Origin of the sequence: Rhizobium binxianense, from assembly GCF_028994275.1 — a bacterium.
Lineage (GTDB): Bacteria > Pseudomonadota > Alphaproteobacteria > Rhizobiales > Rhizobiaceae > Rhizobium > Rhizobium binxianense.
In genome coordinates, this window is sequence record NZ_CP118713.1 from 652,660 (window position 1) to 679,437 (window position 26,778).

The following is a 26,778-nucleotide window of genomic DNA, read 5'->3' on the forward strand; positions in this document are numbered from 1 at the left end:
AAGGACGAACGCCGGCTCAGCGGCCGGCCTGCATCGTCTTCGGTGCCGGGACCGAAAGCGAAGCGGTGATGTCTTCCATCGGTGCGAGCTGTTCCAGCGGCCCGATCGCCGAAAGCGTCGGCACCGTATCGTAGAACAGCCGGCCGGCCAGATCGGTCAGCCGCTCGATGGTGATGCCTTCCAGCCGTTCCATCATCTCCGGATTGGAGATCGGCCGGCCGTAAAGCATCATCTGCCTGGCGATCTGGCCGGCGCGCGACGCCGGGCTTTCCTGGCCCATCAGCAGCTGGGCGCGGATCTGGGCGCGGGCGCGCTCGATTTCCTTCTGGTGGATCTGATCGGCTGATTTGTGCAGCTCGTCGATGATGACGGGCACCAGTTCCGGCAGGTTTTCGCCGCCGGTCGCGGCATGAATGCCGAAGATGCCGGTGTCGGAAAAGCCCCAGTGGAAGGCATAGACGGAATAGCAGAGACCGCGGAACTCGCGCACCTCCTGGAACAGCCTGGAGGACATGCCGCCGCCGAGGATATTGGCGAGGATCTGCGAACAGTAGAAATCGCGGGCGTGGTAAGGTTTGCCCTCGAAGCCGAGCAGGATCTGCGCGTCCATCAGGTCGCGCGGTTCACGCACGCTGCCGCCGATATAACGCGCCGCTTCCATGACCGGCGGGGCGGAAGGCGACGTCGGCAGACTGGCGAAACGCTCCTCGACCATGCGGACGAATTCTTCGTGCTCGACGGCGCCGGTGGCGACCACGAACATGCGGTCGGTCGTGTAGTTGCGGCCGAGATAGCCGCGGATCTGCCGCGGCGTGAAGGAGACGACGGTCTCCGGCGTGCCGAGGATTGCCCGGCCGAGCGTCTGGTCGCGATAGGCGACCTCGGAGAACCGGTCGAACACCACGTCGTCGGGCGTGTCGTTGGCAGCGTTGATTTCCTGCAGGATCACCTGCTTCTCACGCTCCAGCTCCTCCTCCTCGAAGGCCGATTCCGTCAGGATGTCGGCGAGGATGTCGACGGCAAGCGGTACGTGGTCCTTGAGGACGCGGGCGTAATAGGAGGTCGTCTCGGTCGAGGTGGCGGCGTTGACTTCGCCGCCGACATCCTCGATTTCCTCGGCGATCTGGCGGGCCGAGCGGCGCGCCGTGCCCTTGAAGGCCATGTGCTCGAGCAGGTGGGCGACGCCGTGCTCGTCTTCCGTCTCGTTACGCGATCCCGATTTGATCCAGACTCCGAGCGCAACGCTTTCAAGGTGCGGCATGGTCTCTGTAACTACTGTCAGCCCGGATTTCAGCCGGGTGCACTCAACTGTCATTGGCTATCTTTCTGCGCCTGCCGTCGTCTCGCCGCGGGCATGTTTGCCGATAAAGGTTTCCACGGCTTTCAGCTCCGGTTCGATGATCTGGAAGCGCTCCTCCCTGTGCATCAGTTCAGCAAGCCACGTCGGAAGCGCCGGGTCAATACCGCTGGCCGATTTTACGGCAACCGGGAATTTCGCCGGATGCGCGGTCGAAAGCGTCACCATCGGCGTATTCGGCTTTTCTTTCTTGTTGGCGACGAAGACGCCGATCGCCGAATGCGGATCAAGCAGATAACCGGTCTCGGCATGGGTCTTGCGGATCGTCTCGGCCACCTGGCTCTCGCTGGCGCGGCCGGCGCGGAAATCGCGGCGGATCGCCTTCAGCGCTTGCGCGCCGATCTCGAAACCGTTGGATTGCTTGAGGCTTTCCATCGCGGCGCGCACCTTGGAGGCGTCGCGCCCATAGGCTTCGAACAGCAGCCGTTCGAAGTTCGACGAGATCTGGATGTCCATAGACGGCGAAGTCGTCGCCTTGACGGCCTTCATGTCGTAGCGGCCGGTCTTCAGCGTCCGCGCCAGAATGTCGTTTTCGTTGGTGGCGATGACAAGCCGGTCGATCGGCAGGCCCATGCGCTTGGCGCAGTAGCCGGCAAAGATATCGCCGAAATTGCCTGTCGGCACCGTGAACGAGATCTTCCGGTCCGGCCCGCCGAGCGCCACCGCTGCCGTGAAATAATAGACGATCTGGGCCATGATGCGCGCCCAGTTGATCGAGTTGACCCCCGACAGACGAACCTTGTCGCGGAAGGCCACGTCGTTGAACATCGCCTTCACCAGGTTCTGGCAATCGTCGAAATTGCCCTCGACCGCAAGCGCATGCACATTTGATGACGGCGAGGTCGTCATCTGCCGCTGCTGCACCGGCGAGACCTTGCCATGCGGGAACAGGATGAAGATGTCGGTGCGCTCGCGGCCGGCGAAGGCGTCGATCGCAGCCCCGCCGGTATCGCCCGAGGTGGCGCCGACGATCGTTGCCCGCTCGCCGCGCTTCTCCAGCGCATAATCCATCAGCCGGGCGAGCAGCTGCATCGCCACGTCCTTGAAGGCGAGCGTCGTGCCGTGGAACAGCTCCATGACGAAGCTGTTCGGACCGGTCTGGACGAGCGGCGCGATCGCCGGATGGCGGAAGGTGCCGTAGGCCTCGTCGATCATCGCCCGGAAGGTGTGGTCGGGGATCTCGCCATTGGTGAAGGGCGACAGGATGGTGAAGGCGACCTCCTGATAGCTCTTGCCGCGCAGCGCCCGGATTTGCTTCTTGGAAAAGCTCGGCCATTCCCGGGGAACGTAGAGCCCGCCATCGCGCGCCAGCCCGGTCAGCAGGGCGTCGCAAAAGCCGAGGGCAGGGGCCTCGCCGCGGGTCGAGATATAGTCCACGTTCGTCATCCTTGATCTATCGCTGGAAGAAACCCGGCCGGGCGCAGCCGTGGCTCGCTCTGCCGAAAGTTGGAGAGTGGCTGCCCTGCAGGCACGCCATCGCGGGTATCCTGTTGAAGTTGCCCGCATCCGGCGGCGAAAAGTGCATCAAAACGGTGCTTACCCAATCGATTTTTGTTTGCGCCGCTGATATAGACCATCGCAAACCGTCATGAAAGGCCTCGTGAAAAAGACATAGGGCCTCCAAGAAACGCTTGTACAAGGGATGGAATATGGTGCTCGGCAAGGTCTCGCGTCTCATCGTCTCCGCATCTGTTCTTGCCCTGCTCGCTAGTTGTAACTCGCTCGGCATAGGCGGCGACAGCAAGTCGTCTGCATCGCCGGCCCAGCCGAACGGCACCGCCCAGATCATGCCGCTGGCACCCGCCAACCCCTCCTCGAACAATCCGTCGATCGGCACCGCCACGACGGCGCAAGGCACCGTCGCCCCCGTCGTCCAGGGCGCCTGCCCGCAGATCTTCATGCGTGATCAGGATGCGATCTTCCGTACCTATGCCAAGGGCAAGAAGGACGATCCGCAGCAGATCGTCTTCCAGGCCTCCTTCGGCGATTACACCCGCCAGTGCACGCTGAACGACACGAACCTGACGATGACGGTCGTCGCCCAGCTGCGCCTGATCACCGGCCCGGCCGGTGCGCCAGGCCCGGTGACGCTGCCGATCCGCGTCACCATCCTCGACGGCGAAACCGTGCTCTATTCCGAGGTCACCAAATTCGCGACCGCGATCCCGGCAGGCGCGCCGGGCACGCAGGTGATCTTCCGCAAGGACGGCATCAAGATGCCGGCCGGCGCCGGCGCCCTGGTGCGCGTCAATGTCGGCTTCGACACCCAGCCGGCGAAGACCAAGAAGAGCAGCTAGGGCTGTCCCGGAAACTGCATCCGATAGCGGCCCCTTATCCGGCTGCCGCCACCTTCTCCCCGTAAACGGGGCGAAGGGACATGCCGCGCCCTCTCCGTTCCCCTCTCGCTCTCACAGGGCACGCCCCCTCTCCCCGTTTGCGGGGAGAGGGCTAGTCGGGATCGACATTCAGCGTAACCAGATCATGGCGGCGGCGATGTCCCCGCCGACGATTCGATCGACGCCATCGAGACGCCGATTTTTCTGAGCGGCTCCGCTTCCCCAGCCGCCTGTAGCGGTTGCCCGATGGTCTCGGCGGTCGCGTCGTTGACAATGAGGATGATGACTGTCATCTTGACGTTGAGGATGATGATTGTCATCCTCTTTGTTGTCAATCAGTTGGTCTGCGCACCCGACACTTCCGGTGCTCAGCGCCCTAGAACGAAGGAATTTTTCGGATGAGTGGTCCACTGACCCAGTTCACGATCAACGAGGCAGCGCCGGGATACTGGCGGGTGACCTTCAACAATCCGCCGCTGAACTTTTGCGATCCGGAGACCCTTATCCAGCTGCAGCAGATCGCCGGTCTCATCGAGTCCAATGACACGTTGCGGGTGGTCGTGTTCGATAGTGCTGACCCGGACTTCTTCGTCAATCACTACGACGTCTCCCGGGTTGCCGATTTTCCCCTGACGCCGGGGCCGACTGGTCTGCCGACGTTCATCGATGCCACGACACGGTTGACCACCTCCCCGGTCGTAACCATCGCGTCGATTCGGGGTCGTACGCGCGGCGGCGGTTCTGAAATTGCTCTGGCATGTGACATGCGTTTTGCCAGCCTGGAGCGAGCAATCTTCGCTCAGATCGAAGTCGGGGCAGGCGTGTTCCCAGGCGGTGGCGCGACCGAGCGCCTGCCACTCCTCGTCGGACGGGCCAGGGCGCTCGAAATCGTCCTCGGCAGCGACGATTTCGACGCAGCAACGGCAGCGCACTACGGGTGGGTGAACCGCGCACTCCCCGATGATGAACTCGACGCCCACGTCGACAACCTCGCCCGGCGCATCGCGTCGTTCGACAAGCCTGCGCTCGCCGAGGCCAAGCGGCTGATCAACCGCAAAACCCTGCCGTCCGCTGAGGACCTGATGGAGACGCAGGACGCTTTCCTCAACGCGTTCTCTTGGCCGACGGTCCCTGAGCGGGGAGCCCGGATAGCGCAAAAGCGCGATGAAGTGGGTTCTGACTTCGAGGCGCGCATGAGTTATCACCTCGGCAATCTCAGCACCGAAACCCAATGATACCAACAGCGGCCCCCTGGAGTGGGCCGCAGCCTTGGGATTCGTTCGCCTCGACTGGATTGTTACCAAACTCGTTAGGATATAACTGGTGTCGCATCGGGGCAGGAGGTCCATTCATGGGTAGTTCGAAAGCTGACAAGGCGGCAAGCCACGATCGAATCGTCGACATCGCTGCGGCTCGAATGCGCGGCAGTGGTATAAACGGTGTCGGAGTAGCGGAGCTGATGCGGGAAGCCGGCCTGACGCACGGCGGCTTCTACCGTCATTTCGAGTCCCGAGATGAACTGGTCGGCGCCGCGGTGGAACGCGCCTTGGCTCAGGGAAGTGCCCGGACAGTGGCTGCGTCCGGTCAGGGTGGCAGACGGGCGCTCGAAGCGATCGTCGACGACTACCTCAGCCCAGCCCACCGCGCCCGCCCTGAGGCCGGATGCGCAGTGGCCGGGTTGGCCGAGGACATTTCGCGCGCGGATGATCGAATCCGCTCGGCCTACGGACGCCAGGTCGAGCAGTATCTCGAGCTTCTGGCCGGGTTGACGCCGGGTACGGACGCCGCTGGTGATCGACGTCGCGCCTGCTTGGTACTCAGCGCACTGGTTGGTGCCCTTGCCATGGCACGAGCAATCGGCGAAGGGGGCCTGTCCGACGAAATCCTCTCCGAGACCGCGACGGCACTCAAGGAGCTCTAGATTAGCGTGCGGGCAGCCATACGCTCAAACCAGAGCGGGCTGGCGGCGCTTCAGAGAACGTTGTCCCAGGCGGCCAATGCCGCGACGACGCCCGGCAGGTCGTTCATGCGGGAGATCGCCGTTTCGGCGCCGGCATCGGTCAATTTGTCGGCATGGGCGGGATAGCTGTGCGAGGCGCCGGTGAAGCCGATGACGCGCATGCCGGCGGCGCGAGCCGCATGCACGCCGTGCACGGAATCCTCGACCACGACAACCCTATCGGGCGACACGCCCATCTGGCTTGCGCCGTGCAGGAAGATATCGGGCTTCGGCTTGGCGCGGTCGGGGCCGAGATCCTTGGCGGAGAAAATGTTCGGCGCAAACAGCGGCTTCAGCCCCACCTTGCTCAGCATCATGTCGAGCCGCTTGCTGCTCGAATTCGAGCAGATGCAGCGCTTCATCGGCAGCCTGGAGACGGCGAATTCGACGCCGGCAATGGGCTGGACGTCGTTGGCCAGCCTGAGGTCGAGCATCTTCTCCGACTTGTCGAGCAGCGAGGCCGAAAGCGGGATGCTCGCCTCACGCTCGATCTGCAACAGAATGTTGCGCCAGGTCATGCCGGCGAAGCGTTCGCCCATTTCTTCGACGCTGATCGGATATCCGGCCTCCGTCAGCAGCGCGGATTCGACTTCCGCGGCGATGATTTCCGAATCGACCAGAACGCCGTCGCAGTCGAAGATGATGAGGTCGAAGCCGTCCATATGTTCACGCCTTGCTGAAATCTGGGCCGAAAGCCTGGGTCTTGTCCGGGAATGCTGCGGCTTTACACGATGCCCGGCCAAAGCTCAACCTGATCCCAAGCATGGCTGCGATGCGGCAAGCGACCGGCTCCGGGTCCCCCGGCTTCACCCGGGCGGCGACGACGCTCGTTCAGGTCGCTCCGGGCGGCCCCGCCACCTCGTAGCGCGCCCGGCTCAGGCTGACCATGCTTGCCATGGCAGCGCAGCCGCCTGATATGACGACTGCAAAGTTGAGTGCTGTCGACAACGGCAATGTTGCGAAAATGATCGACATCGAGATCCCACCGAGCGTCTGGCCGAGCAGCCGCGCGGTGCCTTGCATAGCGCCCGCCGCACCGCTTCGGGCTTTCGGTGCCGAGAGCAGGAGAATGCGGTTGTTCGGCGTCTGGAACAGCCCGAAACCGAGGCCGGCGATCACCGTGCCGACGAGAAATGGAATACCGCTCGGATCGGGCGGGGTGAGGCCGGCCAGCAGAAGGCCAACCGCCATCAGCGCTCCGCCGATGGCGCAAAGCCATGCCGTCTTGACGCGGTTTGCCAGACGTCCCGAGACCGGCGCAATGATCGCGGTCGCAGCCGGCCAGGCCATCATATAGAGCCCGGCCAGAACCGGTGTCATGTGCAGGGTATGTTGCAGGTAGAAGGGGAGTGCGATGGTGCTCAGCATCTGGCCGCAGAAGCAGGAGATCGATGCGATCACCGCCACGCGAAATGCCGGCGTCGCCAGGAGGTCCGTCGGGACAAGCGGGACGTCACTCTTCCGTTCGAGGCGCAGCAGGCCGAAAAGGCAGGCGAGCGATGCCGCGATGAGGGCCGTACCGCTGACCGGCGCGGTCGCTATCCGGTCGGCGCCTGAGAAGAACAGGATGAACATCGCCGTATTGGCCAGCAGCGCCTTCGCATTCAGCTTCCGCTTCGCGCCCTCGACGTGCCCCAGCAGGCCGCCGCCGAAGAGAACGATGATGCCAAGCGGTATATTGACCGCAAACAGCCAGGGCCAGCTGGTGACGGAAAGGATGGCGCCGGCAATGCCCGGGCCGGCAGCCGAAGAAATGGCGATGATCATCGCGTTGATGCCGATGATCGGACCCAGCATGTGCTGCGGCAAGGCCTGGCGCAGGTTCATCATTGCCAGCGCCATGATCGCGCCGGCGCCGAGGCCCTGGGCGAAACGGGCCAGGATCAGCAAGGGCAGGTCACCCGCCAGAGCGCAGGCCGCGGAAGCTGCGGTGAACAGCGCGACGCCGATCAGGAAGACCCGCCGCGCGCCGTAGATTTCACCGAGCGCCCCACAGGGAAGAATGGCGACGAGCACGGCCAGCTGATAGGCCGAGACGACCCAGACGGTATTATCCGCTTGCGCGTGCAGCGAAAGCGCGATCGAGGGCAAGGCGACGTTGGCGATTGCGCCGTCGAGAACGACGAGAACAACGGCCAGAAGCAAGAGGGCAACGGCCAGATAGCGTCGAGGCGACGCCAGGCCGTCTTGAGCGATCGGTGCGGTGTAGGTGAGAGACATGGGAATTCCTCGGTGCTTGTGCGATGGCCCACTCATTACCCCTCGCCGAGATCATGCGCCAGACGCAACGAAATCAATAGACCGTTGCGTCTGGCGCCATGCCTGATTAGACTTGCGCCATGTCCGATCTCGATTTCAATCTCCTGGTGGCGCTGGACGCATTGCTGCGCGAGCAGAGCGTATCGGCTGCCGCTCGCCGTCTTGGCCTCAGCACATCGGCCATGAGCCGGACGCTGTCCCGCTTGAGGACGGCGCTCGGGGATCCGATCCTCGTGCCGGCCGGGCGCGGCATGGTCGCGACGCCCCATGCCCTGGCGATTGCCGAAGATGTGCATGTGTTGAAAGACGCTGTGAAAACGGTGCTGAGCCCGCCATCGACCGTGGAAATCCGGGAGGTGCGGCGCGACTTCACGATCCGCGCCAACGAGGCCTTCGTGCTTCTCTACGCCGCCGACCTCAGCGCCGCCGTGACCAAGGCTGCGCCGGGAATAAGGCTTCGTTTTGCGCCGAGAGCGGACAAGGACGTTCAGGCTTTGCGGGACGCGGCGATCGATCTCGATATCGGCGTCCTGCCGCGCGACAGCGGCGAGCTGCGTTGCCAGACGCTTTTCGAGGATCGGTTCGTCGGTGTCGCCAGGGCAGGGCATCCGATCTTCGATGTAGATCGGATAACGGTCGAGCACTATACCGCCTGGGGCCACGTGCTGTTTTCGACGCAGGCGGATTTCGCCGGTCCGATCGACAGGGCGCTCGCCGAACTCGGCCACGACCGGGATGTCAGGCTGATCGTGCCGAGCTTTCCGGCGGTGATCGCCGTTGCGGCGGCCTCCGATCTGATCGGCACGATTCCAAAATCCTATTGCAAATCCGCCGCGACAAGGGAGATCAGGACCTTTGACCTGCCCATCGCCGTACCGGGTTTCAACATCGTCCAGGCCTGGCACCCCCGCATGGATACAGATCTCGCGCATCGCTGGCTGAGGGCGCTGATGTTCGAGACGTTCCACGCGATGAGCTGAGTGAGCGCCCTGCCAAAACAAGCGCTTCGCCCAGTTTCACTGGAATGAGTGACCGATCGTCTTCAGGGCACGGTGGGTTTGCAACGAAGCCGTCAGGCCGCCCACTGCGCGCTCCGCCGGCCGGCTACGGATTGCGTTGAAGCCGTCGCACGAAGCTTGAACCGGGAAACGAGTTCACGCAGCTTGGCGGCTTCCTGCGCTAGCTGGCTGGATGCAGCAGTCGATTGCTCGACCATCGCGGCGTTCTGCTGGGTCACCTGATCCATGGAATTGACGGCGGTATTGACTTCGGCAAGGCCGGTCGACTGCTCCCGTGCCGAGACGGCGATGGCATCCATGTGCTGGTTGATGCGGGCAATCTGTTCGCTGATTGCGCTCAGAACCTGGCTGGTGTCGAGAACCAGCTTGACGCCGCTTTCCACTTCCTCCGACGATTTCTCGATGTGGCCCTTGATTTCCTTCGCCGCCTTCGCCGATCGCTGGGCGAGCTCGCGGACTTCCTGGGCCACCACCGCAAAGCCCTTGCCGGCCTCGCCGGCGCGCGCCGCTTCGACGCCGGCATTGAGCGCCAGCAGATTGGTCTGGAAGGCGATCTCGTCGATCACGCCGATAATGCTGGAGATCTGCTGCGACGACGCCTCGATGCGGCGCATGGCCTCTTCGGCATGCGATACGACCTCCGAAGACTTGGCGGCGTTGCGGTTTGCATCGGTGGCTTCCGCGCGCGCCTCGTCGGTGCGCTTGCTCGAATTCGAGACATTGGCGGTAATCTGATCGAGCGCTGCGGCAGTTTCTTCGAGCGAGGCTGCCTGCTGTTCGGTGCGTTTCGACAGATCGCCGGCCCCCGAGGCGATTTCCCTGGTGCCTTCATCGATCGCCGTAATGGCAGCCGCGATAGCGCCCAGCGTCTGGTCAAGCTGGCGGATCGACATGTTGAAATCATGCCGCAGGCTCTCGAAATCGGGGGCGAACGGCTCTTCGATCTGGAAGGCGAGATCGCCCGACGCCAGCCGCTTCAAGCCGGCGGCAAGACCTGAGGTCGCTGCCCGCAGCCGTTCGGCGGCATCCTCGTCAGCCTGTTTGCGGGCCGTGACACGCTCGGCTTCGCCCTGCAGGCGCGCTGCCTCGGCGTCTTGTTGGAGTTGCTTGTTGGCAATCGCCGCCTGGCGGAAGACTTCGACAGCCGATGCCATTACGCCGATTTCGTCGGTGCGGCCGATCGCGGTGCTTGATATGGCCGTGTCGCCGCCGGCAAGCCTTTGCATATCGTTGGAAAGGGCGAGGATGGGTTTGGTGACGCTCTTGCGGGTCAGGAAATAAAGGCCAATGGCGAAGATTGCAGCCAAGGCCAGAATTGCTTTCAGAGCCATGCCCACCAAGGCCTTTACCTCAGCGCTGCGCTTGGAAATCTCGTCGGATGTCGCAGTGATCTGGTCGCCGGTCTGTTCCATTCCCGTTTCCAGCGCAGAAAACTGCGCCATGAATTCGGGCAAGGCCTTCAATGCCGACGCCGGATCCCGGCCGGCAAGATCGATAATCTTGGTGGCGCTTTCGACATAGGCAATGAGGGGAGGTTCGATACCGGCAAGGATCGCTTTGGTCTTTTCGTCAGTGGCCAGCGCCCGGTTGGCGTCGATCATCTCCCGGAACGATGCCTTGTGCTCCGCCAGATCCGCCTTTACCGCGTCGGGGTCGATGCCGGCTGCCGGGTTGGACGCCAGCAGCGAGGCCAGCACGTCGGAGCGCAGTGCGTCATGCATCATGTCGGCCTGCATGTGGTTGCGCAGAATTTGCGCTGACTGGGCGACATCGGCGCTGTTTGCCGAGAGGGTGGAGGCAGACCAGATGCCGACGCCGGTGGCGCCGCCCGCCAAGGCGAAAATCGCAACGCTTGCAATGATAATCTTATGCTGGATCGACGCCATAGCGGGGCTCTCACGTTAATGTAGAACTTGAGAGTATCGAAACATGTTTAATGATTTCTCAGCGAGGCGTCGCTAAGCCGAATTAAAACAATAGGTTGTTGCGTTTGGCTCATGCAAACGGCGGTTTCATCCGGCTGTTCCCGTCCTGCATGCCAATATCGCCGGGTGAAGAAGCGTCGGTGGCCGGCCCCGTCCTTCGAGGCCCCTGTGGGCACCTCAGGAGAGGCCGGAGAGACGTCGTATTCCGGGGTGGCCGTCAAAGAGCAACCTACCCATCGACCGGGAAAAGCCCTAAAAACTGCCGGTCGCCTTCCGGAGAAAACATGATCGAGCGGCTCTCGGTGGTCCGCCGCGCCCAGCCCTTGTCAAGGAAATTGGAGAGCAGGGCCTTGCCGAGGCTGCCGGCGAGGTGGGCGCGTCTTTCGCTCCAATCGAGGCAGGAGCGGCAGAGCGGGCGGCGCGAGGTTCTGAGGCTGCCGACATCGATGCCGATGCATTCGAGGTCGCTTTCGCCCTTTTCGGTCAGCGACAGGCCGTCTCCGACCGCATCGATCGCGCCTGAGGCAATCAGGCTGTCGAGCATGCGCACGCCGTAATCGCCGGCAAGATGATCGTAGCAGATGCGTGCCTTGCGCAGCGCCGGCTCCTTCGGTCCCGGCTGATGGCGCAGATGGCCGCGTCCGGCGGCGAAACCCATCATGCTTTCGATCAGCCGGGCGACGGCCTCGTCGGCCAGGGTGAAATATCGATGACGCCCCTGCTTGCGCTGGGTTAGCAACCCGCCGGCTTCGAGCTTGGCGAGATGGGTGCTCGCCGTCTGCACGGTGATGCCGCCGACGCCGGCAAGCTCGGTCGCCGTCAGCGCCCGGCCGCCGGTGAGTGCTGCCAGCATGTTGGCGCGGGCGGGATCGCCGATCAGCGCGCCGATCTGGGCAATGTCAGGACCTTCCTTCATAGTTCGATCGTAACCGAAGCATCGCCGTCAGGCAATGTGCGAAAACGGGTGGGCAGCCAAAGGAGAAACGACATGATCACCTGCTTCATCCGCTATCAGATCGACCCCTTCAAGAAGGAGGCGTTTGCCGAATATGCCCGCAACTGGGGCCAGGCGATTCCAAAGAATGGCGCCGACCTGATCGGCTACTACGGCCCGCACGAGGGATCGGCAACGACGGCTTACGGCGTCTACAATATCGAGAGCCTCGCCGCCTACGAAGCCTATCGCGCTAGGCTGGCAGCCGACCCGCTCGGCCGCGAGAATTACGAATTTGCCAGACGCGAAGGCTTCATCCTCAAGGAGGATCGCATCTTCCTCAAAAATGTCTCCGCCCCTCACGCCAAGCTGGTGCTGCCATGATCGCCGTCATCTTCGAAGTCGTGCCCTATATGGGCGAACGCCACAAATATCTGGATCTCGCCGGCGAGTTGCGAACTGAGCTCGAAAAGATCGACGGGTTCATCTCGATCGAGCGGTTCGAAAGCCTGACGAACCGCGGCAAGCTTTTGTCGCTTTCCTTCTTCCGCGACGAGGCGGCCGTCAAGGAATGGCGCAACCGCGAGGCTCACCGGGCCGCCCAGCAGGCCGGACGCGGCGGCATCTTCGCCGATTATCGCCTGCGCATCGCCAGTGTGGTGCGCGATTACGGCATGTTCGAACGCGACGAGGCGCCGGATGACAGCCGTAGGGTTCACGACGCCGCCTGATCGCCGGCGGCAGCCGGCCGGCGGAATTAATTCCCGAAATCGGCCAGTGCTTCAGGCTTTGGTAACTAAGTTGCGTAACCATAACGGACAGTTAAGCGTAGAGCGTATGAGTGAGTATCAGAATGGCATCAGTTTTTCCGCTTGCCGACCTCAAGGCTTCCGTCAAGTCGGATTCCCGGCAGGATTCCAGGCCGGGCTCCTGGGTTGACACGATCATCAAGGGCGATTGCGTCAGCGCCCTTGAAGCTCTGCCCAGCCACTCCGTCGATGTCATCTTTGCCGATCCGCCGTATAATCTCCAGCTCGGCGGAACGCTGCATCGCCCCGACCAGTCGCTGGTCGATGCCGTCGACGACGAATGGGATCAGTTCGCCTCCTTCGAAGCCTATGACGCCTTCACCCGCGCCTGGCTGCTCGCCTGCCGGCGGGTGCTGAAACCGACGGGCTCGATCTGGGTGATCGGCTCCTACCACAATATCTTCCGCGTCGGCGCCACGCTGCAGGATCTGAATTTCTGGATCTTGAACGACATCATCTGGCGCAAGACCAATCCGATGCCGAATTTCAAGGGCCGCCGTTTCCAGAACGCCCATGAGACGATGATCTGGGCAAGCCCGAATGCCAAGGCCAAGGGCTATACCTTCAATTACGATGCGATGAAGGCGGCCAATGACGACGTGCAGATGCGCTCGGACTGGCTGTTCCCGATCTGCAACGGCAATGAGCGGCTGAAGGGCGAGGACGGCAAGAAGGTCCATCCGACCCAGAAGCCGGAAGCGCTGCTGGCCCGCGTCATCATGGCCTCGACCAAGCCTGGCGATATCGTCCTCGATCCCTTCTTCGGCTCGGGAACGACGGGTGCCGTCGCCAAGCGCCTCGGCCGCCACTTCGTCGGCATCGAGCGCGAACAGGATTATATCGATGCGGCCTCGGCCCGCATCGCCGCCGTCGAGCCGCTCGGCAAGGCGGAACTGACTGTTATGACCGGCAAGAAGGCCGAAGTCCGTGTCGCCTTCAACGTGCTTGTCGAAAGCGGCCTGATCAAGCCCGGCCAGGTTCTGACCGACGCCAGGCGCCGCTACAGCGCCATCGTGCGCGCCGACGGCACCGTCGCTTCCGGCGGCGAGGCCGGCTCTATTCATCGTCTCGGCGCCAAGGTGCAGGGTCTCGATGCATGCAACGGATGGACCTTCTGGCATTTCGAAGACGGGCAGTCCCTGCGCCCGATCGACGATCTCAGGTCCGTCATCCGCAGTGATCTGGCAAAGGTGGAGTGAGCACCACCTTCGGCGGATCGAAATACCTTCTTCCGGTTTCCTCCAGTTGCGGAAGAAGACCAAGACGCCCGGGGTCGAATCCCGGGCGTCCTCTATTTCTGAGGTGCTGCTTCAGAAATTCTTGTAATCGGTGACCTCGACCCGCGTGATGCGGCCTTCTTCGTTGAAGCTGATCGTCTCCTCGCCTTCGCGGACCAGCGGCTTGCCGGTCTGGCTGTGGGTGGCGCGAAGCGACCAGACCGCGCGGCCGGAAAGGGCCGTCAGCCGTTCCACCAGCGAATTTTCCGCCGTCTGGTCGGGATAGTCGTCGAAGTATTTCCGGAAGGCAGCCATGATCTCAGTCCGTCCGGCAAGACTGCCGACGCCGTTCGACACATAGGTGGCATTCTGGGCGAAATAAGCCTCGATCGCGGGAAAATCGAGGGCGTTGATGGCGGCGTGAAAACGTTCGATTTCTTCTGCGGGGTCGAATGCCATGGGTCTCAGACCTTCAATCCGTAACCGGCAAGATCGCTGCGCAGCTTATCCGCGCCCGAAAACAGCACCGCATTCCAGCCATAGGCCTTGGCGCCTTCGACATTGACCGGCGCGTCGTCGATGAAGATCGTCGCAGCGGGATCGAGGCCGAAACTTTTCGTATGCGTCTCGTAGATCGCGATATCCGGCTTGATCAGGCCGACATCGCCGGAAACGGTGACGCCGCGTGGTTTGGTCAGGAAGGGGAAGCGCGCCTGCGCCTCGCGGAAGGTGTCGGAGGCGAAGTTGGTGAGCATCGTCACATCGCGCCCCTCGGCGATCAGCCCTTCCATGATCGCAACGCTATCGTCATAGGCGTGCGGCACCATCTCGTGCCAGTATTTACGGAAGGCGCGGATATGCTCTTCGCGGGCGGGGTGCTGTTCGATCAACAGCGCTTCGGCCTCCGCCCAGCTGCGGCCGCGGTCCTGCTCGATGTTCCAGTCATGAGTGCAGATATTGGCGAAAAACCAGTTGCGCTCGGTCTCATCGGGGATGAGGCGGCTGAAGGGAAGATGCGGATCGTAATGAATAAGGACTTTGCCGATGTCGAAAACGATATGTTTTATGCCGGTGGTCATGGTCATCCCTTGGATGTTTTGAACGCGAGAGGAATAGCCGCTGCGATCGCTTTTTTCATGACGGTCGGCAAGGCCTGGGCTTCAAGATTTGTAACCGGCTCCCACCATCCGTCAGCGCCGATTTTCGCGGCGATCGCCGCGCGCCAGATCGAAAGCCGGAGCTCGAAATGGGTGAAGACATGGATGACGGTGCCAGCGGCCTGCCAGGCCGCCTCGAAGGGCGCCGCCGCAGCCGAGGTCTCGCCGTCGATACGCGCCGTCCACGCCGTCGTCGGCACTTCGGTCATGCCGCCGAGCAGGCCGCTTTCTGCGCGCCGCCGCAGCAGGATCTCGCCATCACCGGTCACCGCGATGAAGGCCGCGCCGTAGCGCACCGGCTTCTCCTTCTTCGCCGCCTTGACCGGAAAGAGCTCGGGATCGGAAAGCTTCAGCGCCTCACACGATCCGCGGAACGGACAGAGCGAACAGGCCGGCCGCTTCGGCGTGCAGATCGTCGCACCCAGATCCATCATCGCCTGGGCGAAATCGCCGGGCCGGGCCGCCGGCGTCAGCAGCGCCACCTTCTCCTTCATCAGCGGTTTGGCAGCCGGCAGCGGCGTCGTGATCGCATAGAGCCTGGAGATCACCCGCTCGACATTGCCGTCCATCACAGCCGCTTGCCGGTCAAAGGCGATGGCTGCGACGGCGGCGGCCGTATAGTCGCCGATGCCGGGCAGGGATCTGAGGCCTTCTTCGGTGTCGGGAAAGACGCCGCCATGCTCTGTCGCCACCGCCTCGGCGCATTTCTTCAGGTTGCGGGCCCGCGCATAATAGCCGAGCCCCGCCCAGGCGGCCATGACAGCGTCGTTTTCGGCCGCGGCAAGATCGGTCACCGCAGGCCAGCGCTGCAGAAACTTCTCGAAATAGGGTTTGACCGCCTGCACCGTCGTCTGCTGCAGCATCACTTCGGAAAGCCAGACGTGATAGGGATCGGGTTTGACGCCGCGCGCCGCCATGCCGGGCGAGATGCGCCAGGGCAGGTCGCGGTGGTGGCGGTCGTACCAGTCGAGCAGGGGCTTGGCGGATGGCGTGTCGAGTGTGATGAGCGTCATGATTTGCCGCGATGCGGGGAAGTGCCTATACTTGGCGAAGCCATGCCGCGCGATCAAGTCGGTCCCGTCAATTCCTGTGCGATTGTCCGGCGCCCCCAAGGTTTTCGATGAGTTATCCACGCAAAGGTGCAAAGCAGATTTCCGAGCTGGCGAACGGGCTGATCGATCCCGTGCTTGCGCGCCGCGCCGGCATCAACACGGCGCTGCTCGGCTCGTGGAGCGAAATCGCCGGCGAGGATTTCGCCGATTGCACCCGGCCGGAAAAGATCGCCTGGGCCCGCGGCGGCAACGAGGCAGGCGGCTTCCGCCCCGGTGTGCTGACGATCGCCTGCGAAGGCGCGCGTGCGCTGTTCCTCACCCATGCCCAGGGCGAACTCATCCAGCGCATCAACAGCTTCTTCGGCTTCGCCGCCGTCCACCAAATCCGCATCGTCCAGAAGCCGGTCTCTCAAGTCCCCCGCCGCTCCCGCACCCCGCCGCCGCTGAAGGGCGAGGCCGCCCGCAAGCTCGAAGGCATGATGGAGGGGATAGAGGGCGACAAGCTGCGCCAGGCGATCCAGCGCTTGGGGACGGCGGTGATGGGGAAGCAGGGGAAACAACGCTGATGAGCAAAAGGCCTAACTTGATCGGCAACGCGTTGGGGTGCCATGGCACCACCATCTCCGTATGCCTAGTTTTTTGATCCCGCTTCAACAAGCTCACGGGTGATAGAGAATTCCGTTCTGCCCGAAATCGAATTGTAAGGCTCACATTGTGTGATTGCGTCAGCGATCAATGGGGCTGCCGTTTTTTCCCATTCGGATGGCGGTGTGCGGAAGTTGATGGATAAAAAGTCGGCAGATCCGTCCTTGATGACCGCCACGACCATGAAGTTATAAGCGTTCGGCGCGTCTGCAGGCAGTTTTAAACATTTAAGCATCTGATTGAAAACAATATTCCCGCCGTCTTCAGAGGCGGCAGCGCTTGTGACCTTCATGGCCAATGCGACAGAGGCAATAAGCGCGCAATAGAGAAAAGTCTTCGTCAAAAAATGCATTCAAAATACCCCTCTGAATAGTCGTCTGCTATGCTTGTACAGCAGACGGGAGAAAAATCATGCTGGTCTTGCAATTGCCCCCTGATATCGAAGCACGGCTGATTGAGCTTTCCAAGCGTACCGGCCGCAGCAAGTGCTTCTATGCGCGGCAAGCCATGATCAAGCAGCTCGACGACCTCGAAGATATCTATCTTGCCGAAAAGCGCCTCGAAGAGCTTCGTCGGAGCGAGAGCGATACGGTGCCACTGGGCGAATTGATGGCGCGTTATAGCGCGGAAGATTGAGTTTCATCTCGAGCAGCCGAACGCCAGCCTGAAAAGCTTGGGCGTGAAGTCTGACTTGAACTCTGTCACGGGTGTATTACACTGTAATCACTTGATAGGAGTGAACAGGAATGCGCAGCAGCAAACCCATTACGGTTACGCTCGGCAGTCAGCAGAAAAGCCTGGAAGGACGGCTGCAATCGGGCGCTTATAGTTCGGCGAGCGAGGTCATTCGCGCCGCGTTGCGCGCGCTCGACCGGGAAGAGAATGCGATCGACGAAATCATGCGTCTGAAAATCCGCGAGGCGATCGATGATCCGGGTTCGGATATCGATGCCGATACGGTCTTCGAGCGGCTCGAACATCTGCATGCCGAGCGGATGAAGGCTGAGGATGGTCGCGCTTAAGGTCGTATTTCGTCCTAGAGCGGAGAAGGATCTGCTCGATATCTACGCATTCATAGCTGCGGAGAATTCTATGGCGGCGATGGACTTCATCCGCCGGCTGAGGCAGGTCTGTCATGGTCTGGAAGACATGCCGGAAAGGGGAGCGCCGCGCGAGGATTTTGCCCAGGGTGTTCGAATTCTGGTTTTCGAGCGGCGTGTGACGATCGCTTACCGGGTCGTGAAGGATCGGGTGCAGGTGTTGAGGCTGTTCTATGCCGGCCGAAATACGCCTTCGGCCTTCCGTGAAAACTGAGAATCGCTCATTTCGGAACGCAACGTCCGCTTTCGGTCCCATCAAGGTCACAATTCTTTGAAGGAAGTTGGTGAACCGTGGCTTGTGGGCGGCCGTCAGCCGTTATATCGCACAGTCACGCCGTCAATCTCATTAGTTATGGGGAACCCATGCAGATGTCCGAAATGCAACTGACGAAACGCCGCCTGCTCAGCGGTATCGCCATCGCCGCAGCTGCCCTGGCGCTTGTCGCCTGCAACGACAGCAAGGACGCTGCCGATGCTTCGTCTTCCGGCAAGACCATGGCCGACGGCACCAATGTCGACACCATGCAGACGGCGGCCACGGCGGCGACCGAAATGCCGGAGTCCGATGGTGATGTCGACATGGCCGAAGTGCTGAAGCCCGGCACGCTGCCGGAGATGGCGCTCGGAAAGGCCGATGCCCCGGTCAAGATCGTCGAATATATGTCGATGACCTGCCCGCATTGCGCCCATTTCCACAACACCACCTTCGACGCCATCAAGCAGAAATATGTCGACAGCGGCAAGGTGCAGTTCATCATCCGCGAATTCCCCTTCGACCCGCGCGCTGCCGCCGCCTTCATGCTTGCCCGCTGCAGCGCCTCCAATCCGGAGCAATTGAGCACGCCGGAACAGTATTTCCCGATGGTTTCGATGCTGTTCAAGCAGCAGCAGGTCTGGGCCGCCGCCGATGATGGCCGCGCCGCACTGCTGCAGATGTCGAAGCTTGCCGGATTTACTGAGGATAGCTTCACGAAATGCTTGACGAACCAGAAGCTTCTGGATGAAGTGAACGCCACGCGGGAAAGAGGTTCCAAGGATTTTGGCGTCAACGCCACCCCGACTTTCCTGATCAATGGCAAGCGCTACTCTGGAGACATGCCGGTTGACACTTTGTCGAAGCTCATCGACAGCCTGCTCTGAACCGGATCGTTTCGATAGAACGGGCGACGGCGAAAGCCGTGCGCCCGTTTTTTTGTGGCTGCGTGGCAAGCCCGTCCCGCGCTGCGGAGCTTCTGCATGAAGTTCAACAAGCTGCGCCTGGTCGGCTTCAAATCCTTCGTCGAGCCGACGGAATTCATCATCGAGCGGGGACTGACCGGCGTCGTCGGCCCGAACGGCTGCGGCAAGTCGAACCTCGTCGAGGCGCTGCGCTGGGTGATGGGCGAGAATTCCTACAAGAACATGCGCGCCTCCGGCATGGACGACGTGATCTTCTCCGGTTCGGGCAACCGCCCGGCGCGCAACACCGCCGAAGTGGCGCTCTATCTCGACAATGGCGAGCGCACCGCGCCTGCCGCCTTCAACGACAGCGACGAGATCCAGGTCACCCGCCGCATCGAGCGTGAGCAAGGCTCGCTCTATCGCATCAACGGCAAGGAAAGCCGCGCCAAGGATGTGCAGCTGCTGTTTGCCGATGCCTCCACCGGCGCCCGTTCGCCGTCGATGGTCGGGCAGGGGCGTATCGGCGAGCTGATCCAGGCCAAGCCGCAGGCCCGCCGCCAGCTGCTCGAAGAGGCGGCCGGCATTTCAGGCCTGCATTCCCGCCGCCACGAGGCGGAGCTGCGGCTGCGCGCCGCCGAAGGCAATCTCGAGCGCCTCGACGACGTCACCTCGCAGCTCGAAAGCCAGATCGAGAGCCTGAAGCGGCAGGCCCGCCAGGCGAACCGCTTCAAGACGCTGTCTGCCGATATCCGCGCCCGCGAAGCGATGCTGCTGCATATCCGCTGGGTGCAGGCGAAGGAGGCCGAGGCCGAGGCCGACAGCGCGCTGAACCAGGCGACCTCAGTCGTCGCCGAAAAGGCGCAGATGCAGATGGAGGCGGCGAAGAACCAGGGCATTGCCAGCCTGAAGCTGCCGGAACTGCGCGAGGGCGAGGCGCGCGCCGCCGCCGCCCTGCAGCGCCTGCAGATCGCCCGAAGCCAGCTGGAGGAAGATGCCGGCCGCATCCTGCGCCGCCGCGACGAGCTGACCCGCCGCCTCGCCCAGCTTGCCGAGGATATAAGCCGCGAAGAGCGGCTGGTGGCCGACAATGCCGTCATCCTTGCCAAGCTCGATGCCGAAGAGGCGGAAATTGCAGAAATCCTCGCCGATTCCGGCCGTTATGCCGAGGAAACCCGCGAGGCCTTCGAGGGCGCGGCGGCAAAACTGGCCGACAGCGAGCGCATCTTCACCCAGCTGACGGCCGAGCGTGCCGAGGCGGCTGCCGGCCGCAACCAGCTGGAGCGCGCCATCCGCGATCTCGCCGACCGCCGGATGCGCCTCGAACGCCAGATGGACGAGGCAAACCAGGAACTGTCAGCCGTCGGCGAGAAGATATCAGGCCTGCCCGATCCCGACGAAAAACGCGCGATCGTCGAAGCCGGCGAGATCGCCGTCGCCGACGCGGAAGCGGCGGTTCAGTTGGTCGAGCAGGCGCTTGCGGGCGCCCGCCAGACCGAGGCGCTGTCGCGCGCCCCGGTCGATCAGGCCCGCTCGAGCCTGAATGCGCTGGAAACCGAGGCCCGCACCATTTCCCGCATGCTCGCCGCCGGTGCTGCGGCTGGCAAATTTCCGCCGGTTGCCGACGAACTGAAGGTCGACCGCGGCTTCGAAACCGCACTCGGTGCTGCCCTCGGCGACGATCTGGAATCGCCGCTCGATGCCGAGGCGCCGGCCCATTGGTCGGACAATGGCGATGGCGCCGCCGATCCGGCATTGCCATCCGGTGTTGCGCCGCTGCTGACCCATGTCCGCGCGCCGGCGGCACTCACCCGCCGCCTGCGCCAGATCGGCCTGGTGGCGGAAGGCGATGCCGAGCTGCTGATGGCGGCGCTGAAGCCCGGCCAGCGGCTGGTGACGAAAGAGGGTGCGGTCTATCGCTGGGATGGCCATGTCACCGGTGCCGACGCCCCGAGTGCCGCGGCCCTGCGCCTGGCGCAGAAGAACCGCCTGGCCGAACTCGAAGGCGAAGCCGCCCTTGCCCGCGACGTGCTTGCCGAAGCCGAGGAGCGGCAGGCTGCGGCGGCCGAGGCGATCCGCGCTGAGGAGCGCCGGCTTGCCGAGGCCCGCGACATGAGCCGTCTTTCGGCACGTCATCTCGCCGAAGCACGCGATGCGCTTGCCGCCGCCGAGCGTGCCTCCGGCGACCTCATTCGCCGCCGCGATGTCGTCAGCGAGGCCGCCAGCCAGCTGCGGTCGCAGCTGGAGGAGATCGCCGTCCAGGAAGAAAATGCCCGCATCGAGCTGGAGGACGCGCCGGATCTGACTGCGATCGACGAGCGGCTGCGGTTTCAGCAGGCGGAAGTTGCGACCGATCGCGGCGCGCTGGCCGAGAGCCGCGCCCGCCACGAAAGCCTGGCGCGGGAAAACGAGGCCCGCCAGCGCCGCATCCTGGCGATCGGCCAGGAGCGCGAGACCTGGCGCCAGCGGGCGGCAAGCGGCGAAGACCATGTCGCCACGCTCCGCGAGCGCGAGGAAGAGGCGCGGGAAGAGGCAGCCGAGCTCGAACTGGCGCCGGATGAATTCGACGACAAGCGCCGCGCTCTGCTCAGCGAATTGCAGAAGGCCGAGGAAGCGCGCCGCCAGGCCGCAGATGTTCTGGCCGAGGCCGAACGCATCCAGCGCGAAGCCGATCACAAGGCGACGACGGCACTGTCGGAACTTGCCGAATGCCGTGAACGCCGCGGCCGCGCCGAGGAGCGCCTGGTCTCCGCCCGCGAGAAGCGCCAGGAAAGCGAAGGCCGCATCCGCGAGGTCCTGAACGTCGCGCCGCACGAGGCGCTGCAGCTGACCGGGCGCCCGACCATGCAGGCGCTTCCCGATCCGCGCGAAGTCGAGCGCGAGCTGGAACGCCTGAGGATCGAGCGCGAGCGGCTGGGCGCCGTCAACCTGCGCGCCGACGAGGAACAGAAGGAGCTGAGCGAGAAGCTCGAAGCGCTGATCAAGGAACGCGACGACGTCATCGATGCGATCCGCAAGCTGCGCGGCGCCATCCAGAGCCTCAACCGCGAGGGCCGCGAACGGCTGATCGCCGCCTTCGACATCGTCAACGCCCAGTTCCAGCGGCTGTTCACCCATCTTTTCGGCGGCGGCACCGCCGAGCTGCAGCTGATCGAATCCGACGATCCGCTCGAAGCCGGCCTCGAAATCCTCGCCCGTCCGCCCGGCAAGAAGCCGCAGACCATGACGCTGCTGTCAGGCGGCGAGCAGGCGCTGACGGCAATGGCGCTAATCTTTGCCGTCTTCCTCACCAATCCGGCGCCGATCTGCGTGCTCGACGAGGTCGACGCGCCGCTCGACGACCACAATGTCGAGCGCTATTGCAACCTGATGGACGAAATGGCGGCCTCGACCGAAACCCGCTTCGTCATCATCACCCACAATCCCATCACCATGGCCCGCATGAACCGCCTCTTCGGCGTCACCATGGCCGAACAGGGCGTCTCCCAACTCGTCTCCGTCGACCTGCAGACCGCCGAGCGCCTGCGCGAGATTGCCTGAGTTTTGGCGACAAGAGCTTTTGCGGTGTCTCTTGGCGTTAGGGAAGGGCGATATTTCTTATTGTCGCGCCCCGGCAGTGTGGATCCTCGGGTTAAGCCCGAGGATAACGGAGGATGGGGAACCTGCTGACCAAGACAATGCTCCGGGCGTCTCCCCTTTTGCCATCGCGCCCTCTCGTCTCCGTCATGCTCGGACGGACCCGCCGCCCAAGCCCAGACGCAATTTCCGCAAATGTCCGAGCGGTTTTGCGCCCGGAAATTGCGTAAAATCAAACGCCAAGCAATAAACACCAAAAAAGGTCGGCTCTCTTGCCGTTCGTACCCCATTTGGGTGATGCTCTTTTCGCTGACTTGCATTAGAAGTTGTTTCAACGCAACCTGAATGCCTTGCTGAAAAGCGGGTGATCAAGGCGCGGGATTTTCGAATTTGCGTGCGGTTTTCCGGGCAGAGGGCAAGAGCCGGAAAGCTTAAGGCAGTTCCAGCAGGGCGCGAGCGATTTTCCTCAGAAAAGCGTGTGGCAACTTTGGCCGGAATTGCATGAAAACAAAGCGATAGCGCGTTTCCCCAAAAGATGAAGGTGGGAGATGCGCTGGGTTGAGGGACCCCCCGTCCGGTTTTCCTGGCCGGACGGAAACAAGGCTTTGCGGGACATGTTGCAGTCCCGCAAAGCTTTTTTTATGCCGTCTTCGCTGCCGGGGACTGTTTCAATCGTTTCATCCACCGCGCCGCCAAAGATTTATTGTGCAATGCAACATTCCGCCGCATTTGTCGATTTTCATTTCAACACCAACGGATTAAGCTAATTCCGGTTTGGTGTGGGGGGAAGATGACCAAGTGGGTCTATAAGTTCGGCGACGGGCAGGCTGAGGGCCGGGCGCGCGATCAGGAGATTCTGGGCGGCAAGGGCGCCAATCTCGCGGAAATGTGCGCCCTCGGGCTCCCCGTTCCGCCGGGACTGACGATCGTCAGCGATGCCTGCAACACCTATTACAAGAACGGCCGCCATATCGACGACGGGCTGAAGCAGCAGGTGCGCGCCGGCATATCGGATATCGAGGCCGTCACCGGCCGCCACTTCGGCTCCGTCAGCCAGCCGCTGCTCCTATCGGTGCGCTCCGGCGCCCGCGTTTCCATGCCTGGCATGATGGACACGGTGCTCAATCTCGGCCTCAACGACGAGACCGTGCAGGCGCTCGGCCATGATGCCGGCGATGCGCGTTTTGCCTGGGACAGCTACCGCCGCTTCATCCAGATGTATGCCGATGTCGTCATGGGCCTCGGCAACGACGCCTTCGAGGAAATCCTGGAAGACGAGAAGGCGAGGCTGGGCCATGAATTCGATACCGAACTCAGCGCCACCGAATGGCAGCATATCGTTTCGCTCTACAAGAAGCTGATCGAGGAGGAGCTCGCGCAGGAATTCCCGCAGGATCCCGAAGTCCAGCTCTGGGGCGCGGTGGGTGCGGTCTTTTCCAGCTGGATGAGTGCGCGTGCCGTCAGCTATCGCCAGCTCCACAATATTCCGGAAGGCTGGGGCACGGCGGTCAATATCCAGGCGATGGTCTTCGGCAATCTCGGCAATGCGTCCGCCACCGGCGTTGCCTTCACCCGCAATCCCTCGACCGGCGAAAAGGCGCTTTACGGCGAATTCCTGGTCAATGCCCAGGGCGAGGATGTGGTGGCCGGCATCCGCACGCCGCAAAGCATCACCGAGGAGGGGCGGATTTCCTCCGGCTCCGAAAAGCCCTCGATGGAAAAGCTGATGCCGGAGGCCTTCCGCGAACTTCTCCGCATCTGCACCGAGCTCGAGATCCATTACCGCGACATGCAGGATATCGAATTCACCATCGAGCGCGGCCGGCTGTGGATGCTGCAGACCCGCTCGGGCAAACGCTCGACCCGGGCGGCAATGAAGATCGCCGTCGACATGGTCGATGAGGGAGTGATCACCGAGGACGAAGCGGTGCTGCGCATCGAGCCTTCGAGCCTCGACCAGCTCTTGCACCCGACGATCGATCCGCGCGTCACCCGCCAGGTGATCGGCACCGGGCTGCCGGCCTCGCCGGGAGCGGCGACCGGCGCCATCGTCTTCACCGCTGAAGAGGCCGTCGAGGCGGAGGCCGAAGGCCGCAAGGTCATTCTGCTGAGGGTCGAGACCAGCCCCGAGGATATTCACGGCATGCATGCCGCCGAAGGCATCCTGACGACGCGCGGCGGCATGACCAGCCATGCGGCGGTCGTTGCCCGCGGCATGGGCATCCCCTGCGTCGTCGGCGCCGGCACCATGCGCATCGATCAGCGCAACGAGCGGCTGCTCGGCGTCGGCGTGACGCTCAAGAAGGGCGATATCATCACCATCGACGGCTCGGCCGGCCAGGTGCTGAAGGGCGAGGTGCCGATGACCCAGCCGGCGCTGTCGGGCGATTTCGGCCGCATCATGGGGTGGGCCGACCGCGCCCGGCGCATGACGGTGCGCACCAATGCCGATACCCCGGCCGATGCGCGCGCCGCCCGCTCCTTCGGCGCCGAAGGCATCGGCCTTTGCCGTACCGAGCATATGTTCTTCGAGGGCGAGCGCATCCATGTGATGCGCGAGATGATCCTGGCCGAGGATGAGAAGGGCAGGCGGGTGGCGCTCGACAAGCTGTTGCCGATGCAGCGGTTGGATTTCACCGGTCTCTTCACCGTCATGCACGGCCTGCCGGTGACGATCCGCCTGCTCGATCCGCCGCTGCACGAATTCCTGCCGAAGACCGATGACGAGGTCGCCGAGGTCGCCTTCGCCATGGGCATGGAACCATCCGCTCTTCGCCAGCGCGTCGATGCACTGCACGAGTTCAACCCGATGCTCGGCCATCGCGGCTGCCGGCTGGCGATCTCCTATCCCGAGATCGTCGAGATGCAGGCCCGCGCCATTTTCGAGGCGGCGGTCGCCGCGGCCCAGGAGACCGGGGCGGCCGTCGTACCGGAGATCATGGTGCCGCTGGTCGGCCTGCGCGCCGAGCTCGATTACGTCAAGGCGCGGATCGACGCGGTGGCCGGCAATGTCATGAGCGAGGCCGGCATGAAGATCGACTATCTCGTCGGCACGATGATCGAGCTGCCGCGCGCGGCCCTTCGCGCCCATGTGATCGCCGAAGCCGCCGAATTCTTCTCCTTCGGCACCAACGACCTGACGCAGACCACCTTCGGCATCTCGCGCGACGACGCCTCGGCCTTCATCCCCACCTATCAGCGCAAGGGCATCATCGAGCACGATCCCTTCATCTCGCTCGATTTCGACGGGGTCGGCGAATTGATCAGCATCGCCGCCGAACGCGGCCGGCGCACCCGCAACGACATGAAGCTCGGCATCTGCGGCGAACATGGCGGCGACCCCGCCTCGATCCACTTCTGCGAAACGATCGGCCTCGATTACGTCTCCTGCTCGCCGTTCCGCGTGCCGATCGCGAGACTCGCGGCGGCGCAGGCGGTGATTTCAGGCAATCTGAAAGACCGCGGGGGCAAGTAAAAGCCGGGCAGCCCCAGGGTTAGTGATGATGCCGCCAGTGATCGCGGTAGATATAAGGCCCGTTCAGATCCCAGGCCATGCTCTGCATCAACTCCGCACTCTGCGCCCGCGATTCGGCCCGCCGGTCGAGATCGATGCGCTGCAGGCAGGTGGCAAAACCATCCGTGCCGCGGCGGAAACCATAGCCGAGGCACCGCTGCTCATCCGCCGCCCGCCGCTCCTCCGGCGTCATCGTCTGGCAGGCGGAGAGGGTGGCCGTCACCGCGAGGAGAGTGATGAGAAGACGAGTACGCATCGGTGTATTCCTTGGCATGATCGCTCTGAGGAAAGTCCATTCGGGCGATGCCGTCAAGCGAGTGTATCTGGCGTCGCCGAGAAGGGGGCCGCACGCACCACCTCTCCTACGTCACATGTGACGAGCACAGGTGAGGGGGAGCGAGCTTGATGCTCTCATCAGACTTCACGCTGCCCCAGCCGGATCCCCGATCGGCAGCAGTGCCGGATCAAGCGGCGGATCCTGCGGATTCTTGGTATCGCCCGGGTCCTGCGCCGGCGTCAGCGGCGGTTTCTGCTGGATGGGGTCGGGAATGCCGGGGGTTGGTGTCGGCCCGCGCGGCGTGTCGGCGTTCGGGGTCGGTATCGGGTCTCTGCTGGGCATGGTCGCCTCCTTTTGAAAAAAGGAACGGCAGCCCCGGCAGATGGTTCCACTTTCGCCGCCCACCTTCCTATGCACAAGGGGGATTCCTCTGTATGAGGGGGC

27 protein-coding genes are annotated in these 26,778 nt (G+C 63.1%); 14 read left to right on the plus strand and 13 right to left on the minus strand.

What is annotated here, in order from left to right; genetic code table 11:
- Positions 1–16: 16 nt before the first annotated feature.
- Both PO860_RS03150 and thrC read right to left on the minus strand, forming a co-directional pair.
- On the minus strand, positions 17–1,315 hold the full coding sequence (locus tag PO860_RS03150) for a M16 family metallopeptidase (RefSeq protein WP_275038120.1): 1,299 nt from the start codon (positions 1,313–1,315) through the stop codon (positions 17–19).
- Between the two features lie 3 nt (positions 1,316–1,318).
- Positions 1,319–2,743 (minus strand): threonine synthase, encoded by a 1,425-nt coding sequence (thrC, locus tag PO860_RS03155; protein WP_183605958.1) that lies wholly within the window; start codon positions 2,741–2,743, stop codon positions 1,319–1,321.
- A 263-nt stretch (positions 2,744–3,006) separates the two neighbouring features.
- On the opposite strand from thrC, the gene PO860_RS03160 reads away from it, so the two are divergent.
- A complete protein-coding gene (locus PO860_RS03160) occupies positions 3,007–3,654 on the plus strand; it encodes a hypothetical protein (RefSeq protein WP_272783085.1) in 648 nt (215 codons plus the stop codon).
- A gap of 182 nt (positions 3,655–3,836) precedes the next feature.
- Here the strand turns inward: PO860_RS03160 and PO860_RS03165 are convergent, their stop codons facing one another.
- On the minus strand, positions 3,837–4,013 hold the full coding sequence (locus PO860_RS03165) for a hypothetical protein (RefSeq protein WP_183605960.1): 177 nt from the start codon (positions 4,011–4,013) through the stop codon (positions 3,837–3,839).
- 78 nt (positions 4,014–4,091) lie between these two features.
- Here PO860_RS03165 and PO860_RS03170 point away from each other — a divergent pair, with 78 nt between their 5' ends.
- Together PO860_RS03170 and PO860_RS03175 are read left to right on the plus strand one after the other, a co-directional pair.
- Positions 4,092–4,928 carry an enoyl-CoA hydratase/isomerase family protein gene (locus PO860_RS03170; protein ID WP_275038121.1) on the plus strand — a complete coding sequence of 279 codons (837 nt, stop codon included), beginning with the start codon at positions 4,092–4,094 and terminating at the stop codon, positions 4,926–4,928.
- Between the two features lie 116 nt (positions 4,929–5,044).
- The gene (locus tag PO860_RS03175; protein ID WP_275038122.1) at positions 5,045–5,614 is read left to right on the plus strand and encodes a TetR/AcrR family transcriptional regulator; all 570 of its coding nucleotides are present in this window, start codon (positions 5,045–5,047) and stop codon (positions 5,612–5,614) included.
- 50 nt (positions 5,615–5,664) lie between these two features.
- Here PO860_RS03175 and PO860_RS03180 read toward each other — a convergent pair whose 3' ends face one another.
- Together PO860_RS03180 and PO860_RS03185 are read right to left on the minus strand one after the other, a co-directional pair.
- The gene (locus PO860_RS03180) at positions 5,665–6,354 is read right to left on the minus strand and encodes an HAD family hydrolase (RefSeq protein WP_272783088.1); all 690 of its coding nucleotides are present in this window, start codon (positions 6,352–6,354) and stop codon (positions 5,665–5,667) included.
- 169 nt (positions 6,355–6,523) lie between these two features.
- A complete protein-coding gene (locus PO860_RS03185) occupies positions 6,524–7,912 on the minus strand; it encodes an MFS transporter (RefSeq protein WP_273883400.1) in 1,389 nt (462 codons plus the stop codon).
- Between the two features lie 119 nt (positions 7,913–8,031).
- Between PO860_RS03185 and PO860_RS03190 the strand changes: the two genes are divergently transcribed.
- On the plus strand, positions 8,032–8,931 hold the full coding sequence (locus PO860_RS03190) for a LysR family transcriptional regulator (RefSeq protein ID WP_272783090.1): 900 nt from the start codon (positions 8,032–8,034) through the stop codon (positions 8,929–8,931).
- 92 nt (positions 8,932–9,023) lie between these two features.
- Here the strand turns inward: PO860_RS03190 and PO860_RS03195 are convergent, their stop codons facing one another.
- Positions 9,024–10,856: a HAMP domain-containing methyl-accepting chemotaxis protein gene (locus PO860_RS03195; RefSeq protein ID WP_272783091.1), complete on the minus strand. Its 1,833-nt coding sequence runs from the start codon at positions 10,854–10,856 to the stop codon at positions 9,024–9,026.
- A gap of 268 nt (positions 10,857–11,124) precedes the next feature.
- Entirely contained in the window at positions 11,125–11,811 is a 687-nt protein-coding gene (locus PO860_RS03200) for an ArsR/SmtB family transcription factor (RefSeq protein WP_275038123.1), read from the minus strand.
- 72 nt (positions 11,812–11,883) lie between these two features.
- Here PO860_RS03200 and PO860_RS03205 point away from each other — a divergent pair, with 72 nt between their 5' ends.
- The 3 genes from PO860_RS03205 (at position 11,884) to PO860_RS03215 (ending at position 13,837) form a co-directional block, all read left to right on the plus strand.
- Positions 11,884–12,213 carry an NIPSNAP family protein gene (locus PO860_RS03205; RefSeq protein ID WP_017993201.1) on the plus strand — a complete coding sequence of 110 codons (330 nt, stop codon included), beginning with the start codon at positions 11,884–11,886 and terminating at the stop codon, positions 12,211–12,213.
- Positions 12,210–12,560: an antibiotic biosynthesis monooxygenase family protein gene (locus PO860_RS03210; protein WP_273883396.1), complete on the plus strand. Its 351-nt coding sequence runs from the start codon at positions 12,210–12,212 to the stop codon at positions 12,558–12,560. The genes PO860_RS03205 and PO860_RS03210 overlap by 4 nt, the downstream gene beginning before the upstream one ends.
- A gap of 122 nt (positions 12,561–12,682) precedes the next feature.
- Positions 12,683–13,837, plus strand: a complete 1,155-nt coding sequence (locus PO860_RS03215) for a site-specific DNA-methyltransferase (protein WP_273880386.1) — start codon at positions 12,683–12,685, stop codon at positions 13,835–13,837.
- Between the two features lie 111 nt (positions 13,838–13,948).
- Here the strand turns inward: PO860_RS03215 and PO860_RS03220 are convergent, their stop codons facing one another.
- Genes PO860_RS03220 through mutY form a run of 3 tightly spaced genes read right to left on the minus strand, consistent with a single transcriptional unit; the run spans position 13,949 to position 16,025 of the window.
- The gene (locus PO860_RS03220; RefSeq protein ID WP_275038124.1) at positions 13,949–14,314 is read right to left on the minus strand and encodes a nuclear transport factor 2 family protein; all 366 of its coding nucleotides are present in this window, start codon (positions 14,312–14,314) and stop codon (positions 13,949–13,951) included.
- A 5-nt stretch (positions 14,315–14,319) separates the two neighbouring features.
- Positions 14,320–14,934 carry an HAD family hydrolase gene (locus PO860_RS03225; protein WP_275038125.1) on the minus strand — a complete coding sequence of 205 codons (615 nt, stop codon included), beginning with the start codon at positions 14,932–14,934 and terminating at the stop codon, positions 14,320–14,322.
- A gap of 2 nt (positions 14,935–14,936) precedes the next feature.
- Positions 14,937–16,025, minus strand: coding sequence for an A/G-specific adenine glycosylase (mutY, locus tag PO860_RS03230; protein ID WP_273880389.1), 1,089 nt, complete (start codon positions 16,023–16,025; stop codon positions 14,937–14,939).
- Between the two features lie 107 nt (positions 16,026–16,132).
- On the opposite strand from mutY, the gene PO860_RS03235 reads away from it, so the two are divergent.
- Complete coding sequence (locus PO860_RS03235; protein WP_275038126.1) at positions 16,133–16,630, plus strand: DUF721 domain-containing protein; 498 nt, start codon at positions 16,133–16,135, stop codon at positions 16,628–16,630.
- A gap of 65 nt (positions 16,631–16,695) precedes the next feature.
- Here PO860_RS03235 and PO860_RS03240 read toward each other — a convergent pair whose 3' ends face one another.
- A complete protein-coding gene (locus PO860_RS03240) occupies positions 16,696–17,061 on the minus strand; it encodes a hypothetical protein (RefSeq protein ID WP_275038127.1) in 366 nt (121 codons plus the stop codon).
- Between the two features lie 59 nt (positions 17,062–17,120).
- Here PO860_RS03240 and relB point away from each other — a divergent pair, with 59 nt between their 5' ends.
- From relB to ppdK, 6 genes are all read left to right on the plus strand, one after another.
- Complete coding sequence (gene relB, locus PO860_RS03245) at positions 17,121–17,345, plus strand: type II toxin-antitoxin system RelB family antitoxin (protein WP_183605976.1); 225 nt, start codon at positions 17,121–17,123, stop codon at positions 17,343–17,345.
- Positions 17,346–17,455: 110 nt separating this feature from the next.
- The gene (locus PO860_RS03250) at positions 17,456–17,731 is read left to right on the plus strand and encodes a type II toxin-antitoxin system ParD family antitoxin (RefSeq protein ID WP_183605977.1); all 276 of its coding nucleotides are present in this window, start codon (positions 17,456–17,458) and stop codon (positions 17,729–17,731) included.
- Positions 17,718–18,023: a type II toxin-antitoxin system RelE/ParE family toxin gene (locus PO860_RS03255; protein ID WP_272783100.1), complete on the plus strand. Its 306-nt coding sequence runs from the start codon at positions 17,718–17,720 to the stop codon at positions 18,021–18,023. Before PO860_RS03250 ends, PO860_RS03255 begins: the two co-directional genes overlap by 14 nt.
- A gap of 155 nt (positions 18,024–18,178) precedes the next feature.
- Entirely contained in the window at positions 18,179–18,949 is a 771-nt protein-coding gene (locus PO860_RS03260; RefSeq protein WP_430523297.1) for a DsbA family protein, read from the plus strand.
- A 96-nt stretch (positions 18,950–19,045) separates the two neighbouring features.
- Entirely contained in the window at positions 19,046–22,507 is a 3,462-nt protein-coding gene (locus PO860_RS03265) for a chromosome segregation SMC family protein (protein WP_275038128.1), read from the plus strand.
- 826 nt (positions 22,508–23,333) lie between these two features.
- Positions 23,334–26,018 (plus strand): pyruvate, phosphate dikinase, encoded by a 2,685-nt coding sequence (ppdK, locus tag PO860_RS03270; protein WP_275038129.1) that lies wholly within the window; start codon positions 23,334–23,336, stop codon positions 26,016–26,018.
- A gap of 19 nt (positions 26,019–26,037) precedes the next feature.
- On the opposite strand, the gene PO860_RS03275 is transcribed toward ppdK, so the two are convergent.
- Both PO860_RS03275 and PO860_RS03280 read right to left on the minus strand, forming a co-directional pair.
- Complete coding sequence (locus PO860_RS03275; RefSeq protein WP_272783104.1) at positions 26,038–26,313, minus strand: hypothetical protein; 276 nt, start codon at positions 26,311–26,313, stop codon at positions 26,038–26,040.
- A gap of 165 nt (positions 26,314–26,478) precedes the next feature.
- Entirely contained in the window at positions 26,479–26,676 is a 198-nt protein-coding gene (locus PO860_RS03280; protein WP_272783105.1) for a hypothetical protein, read from the minus strand.
- Positions 26,677–26,778: the final 102 nt, after the last annotated feature.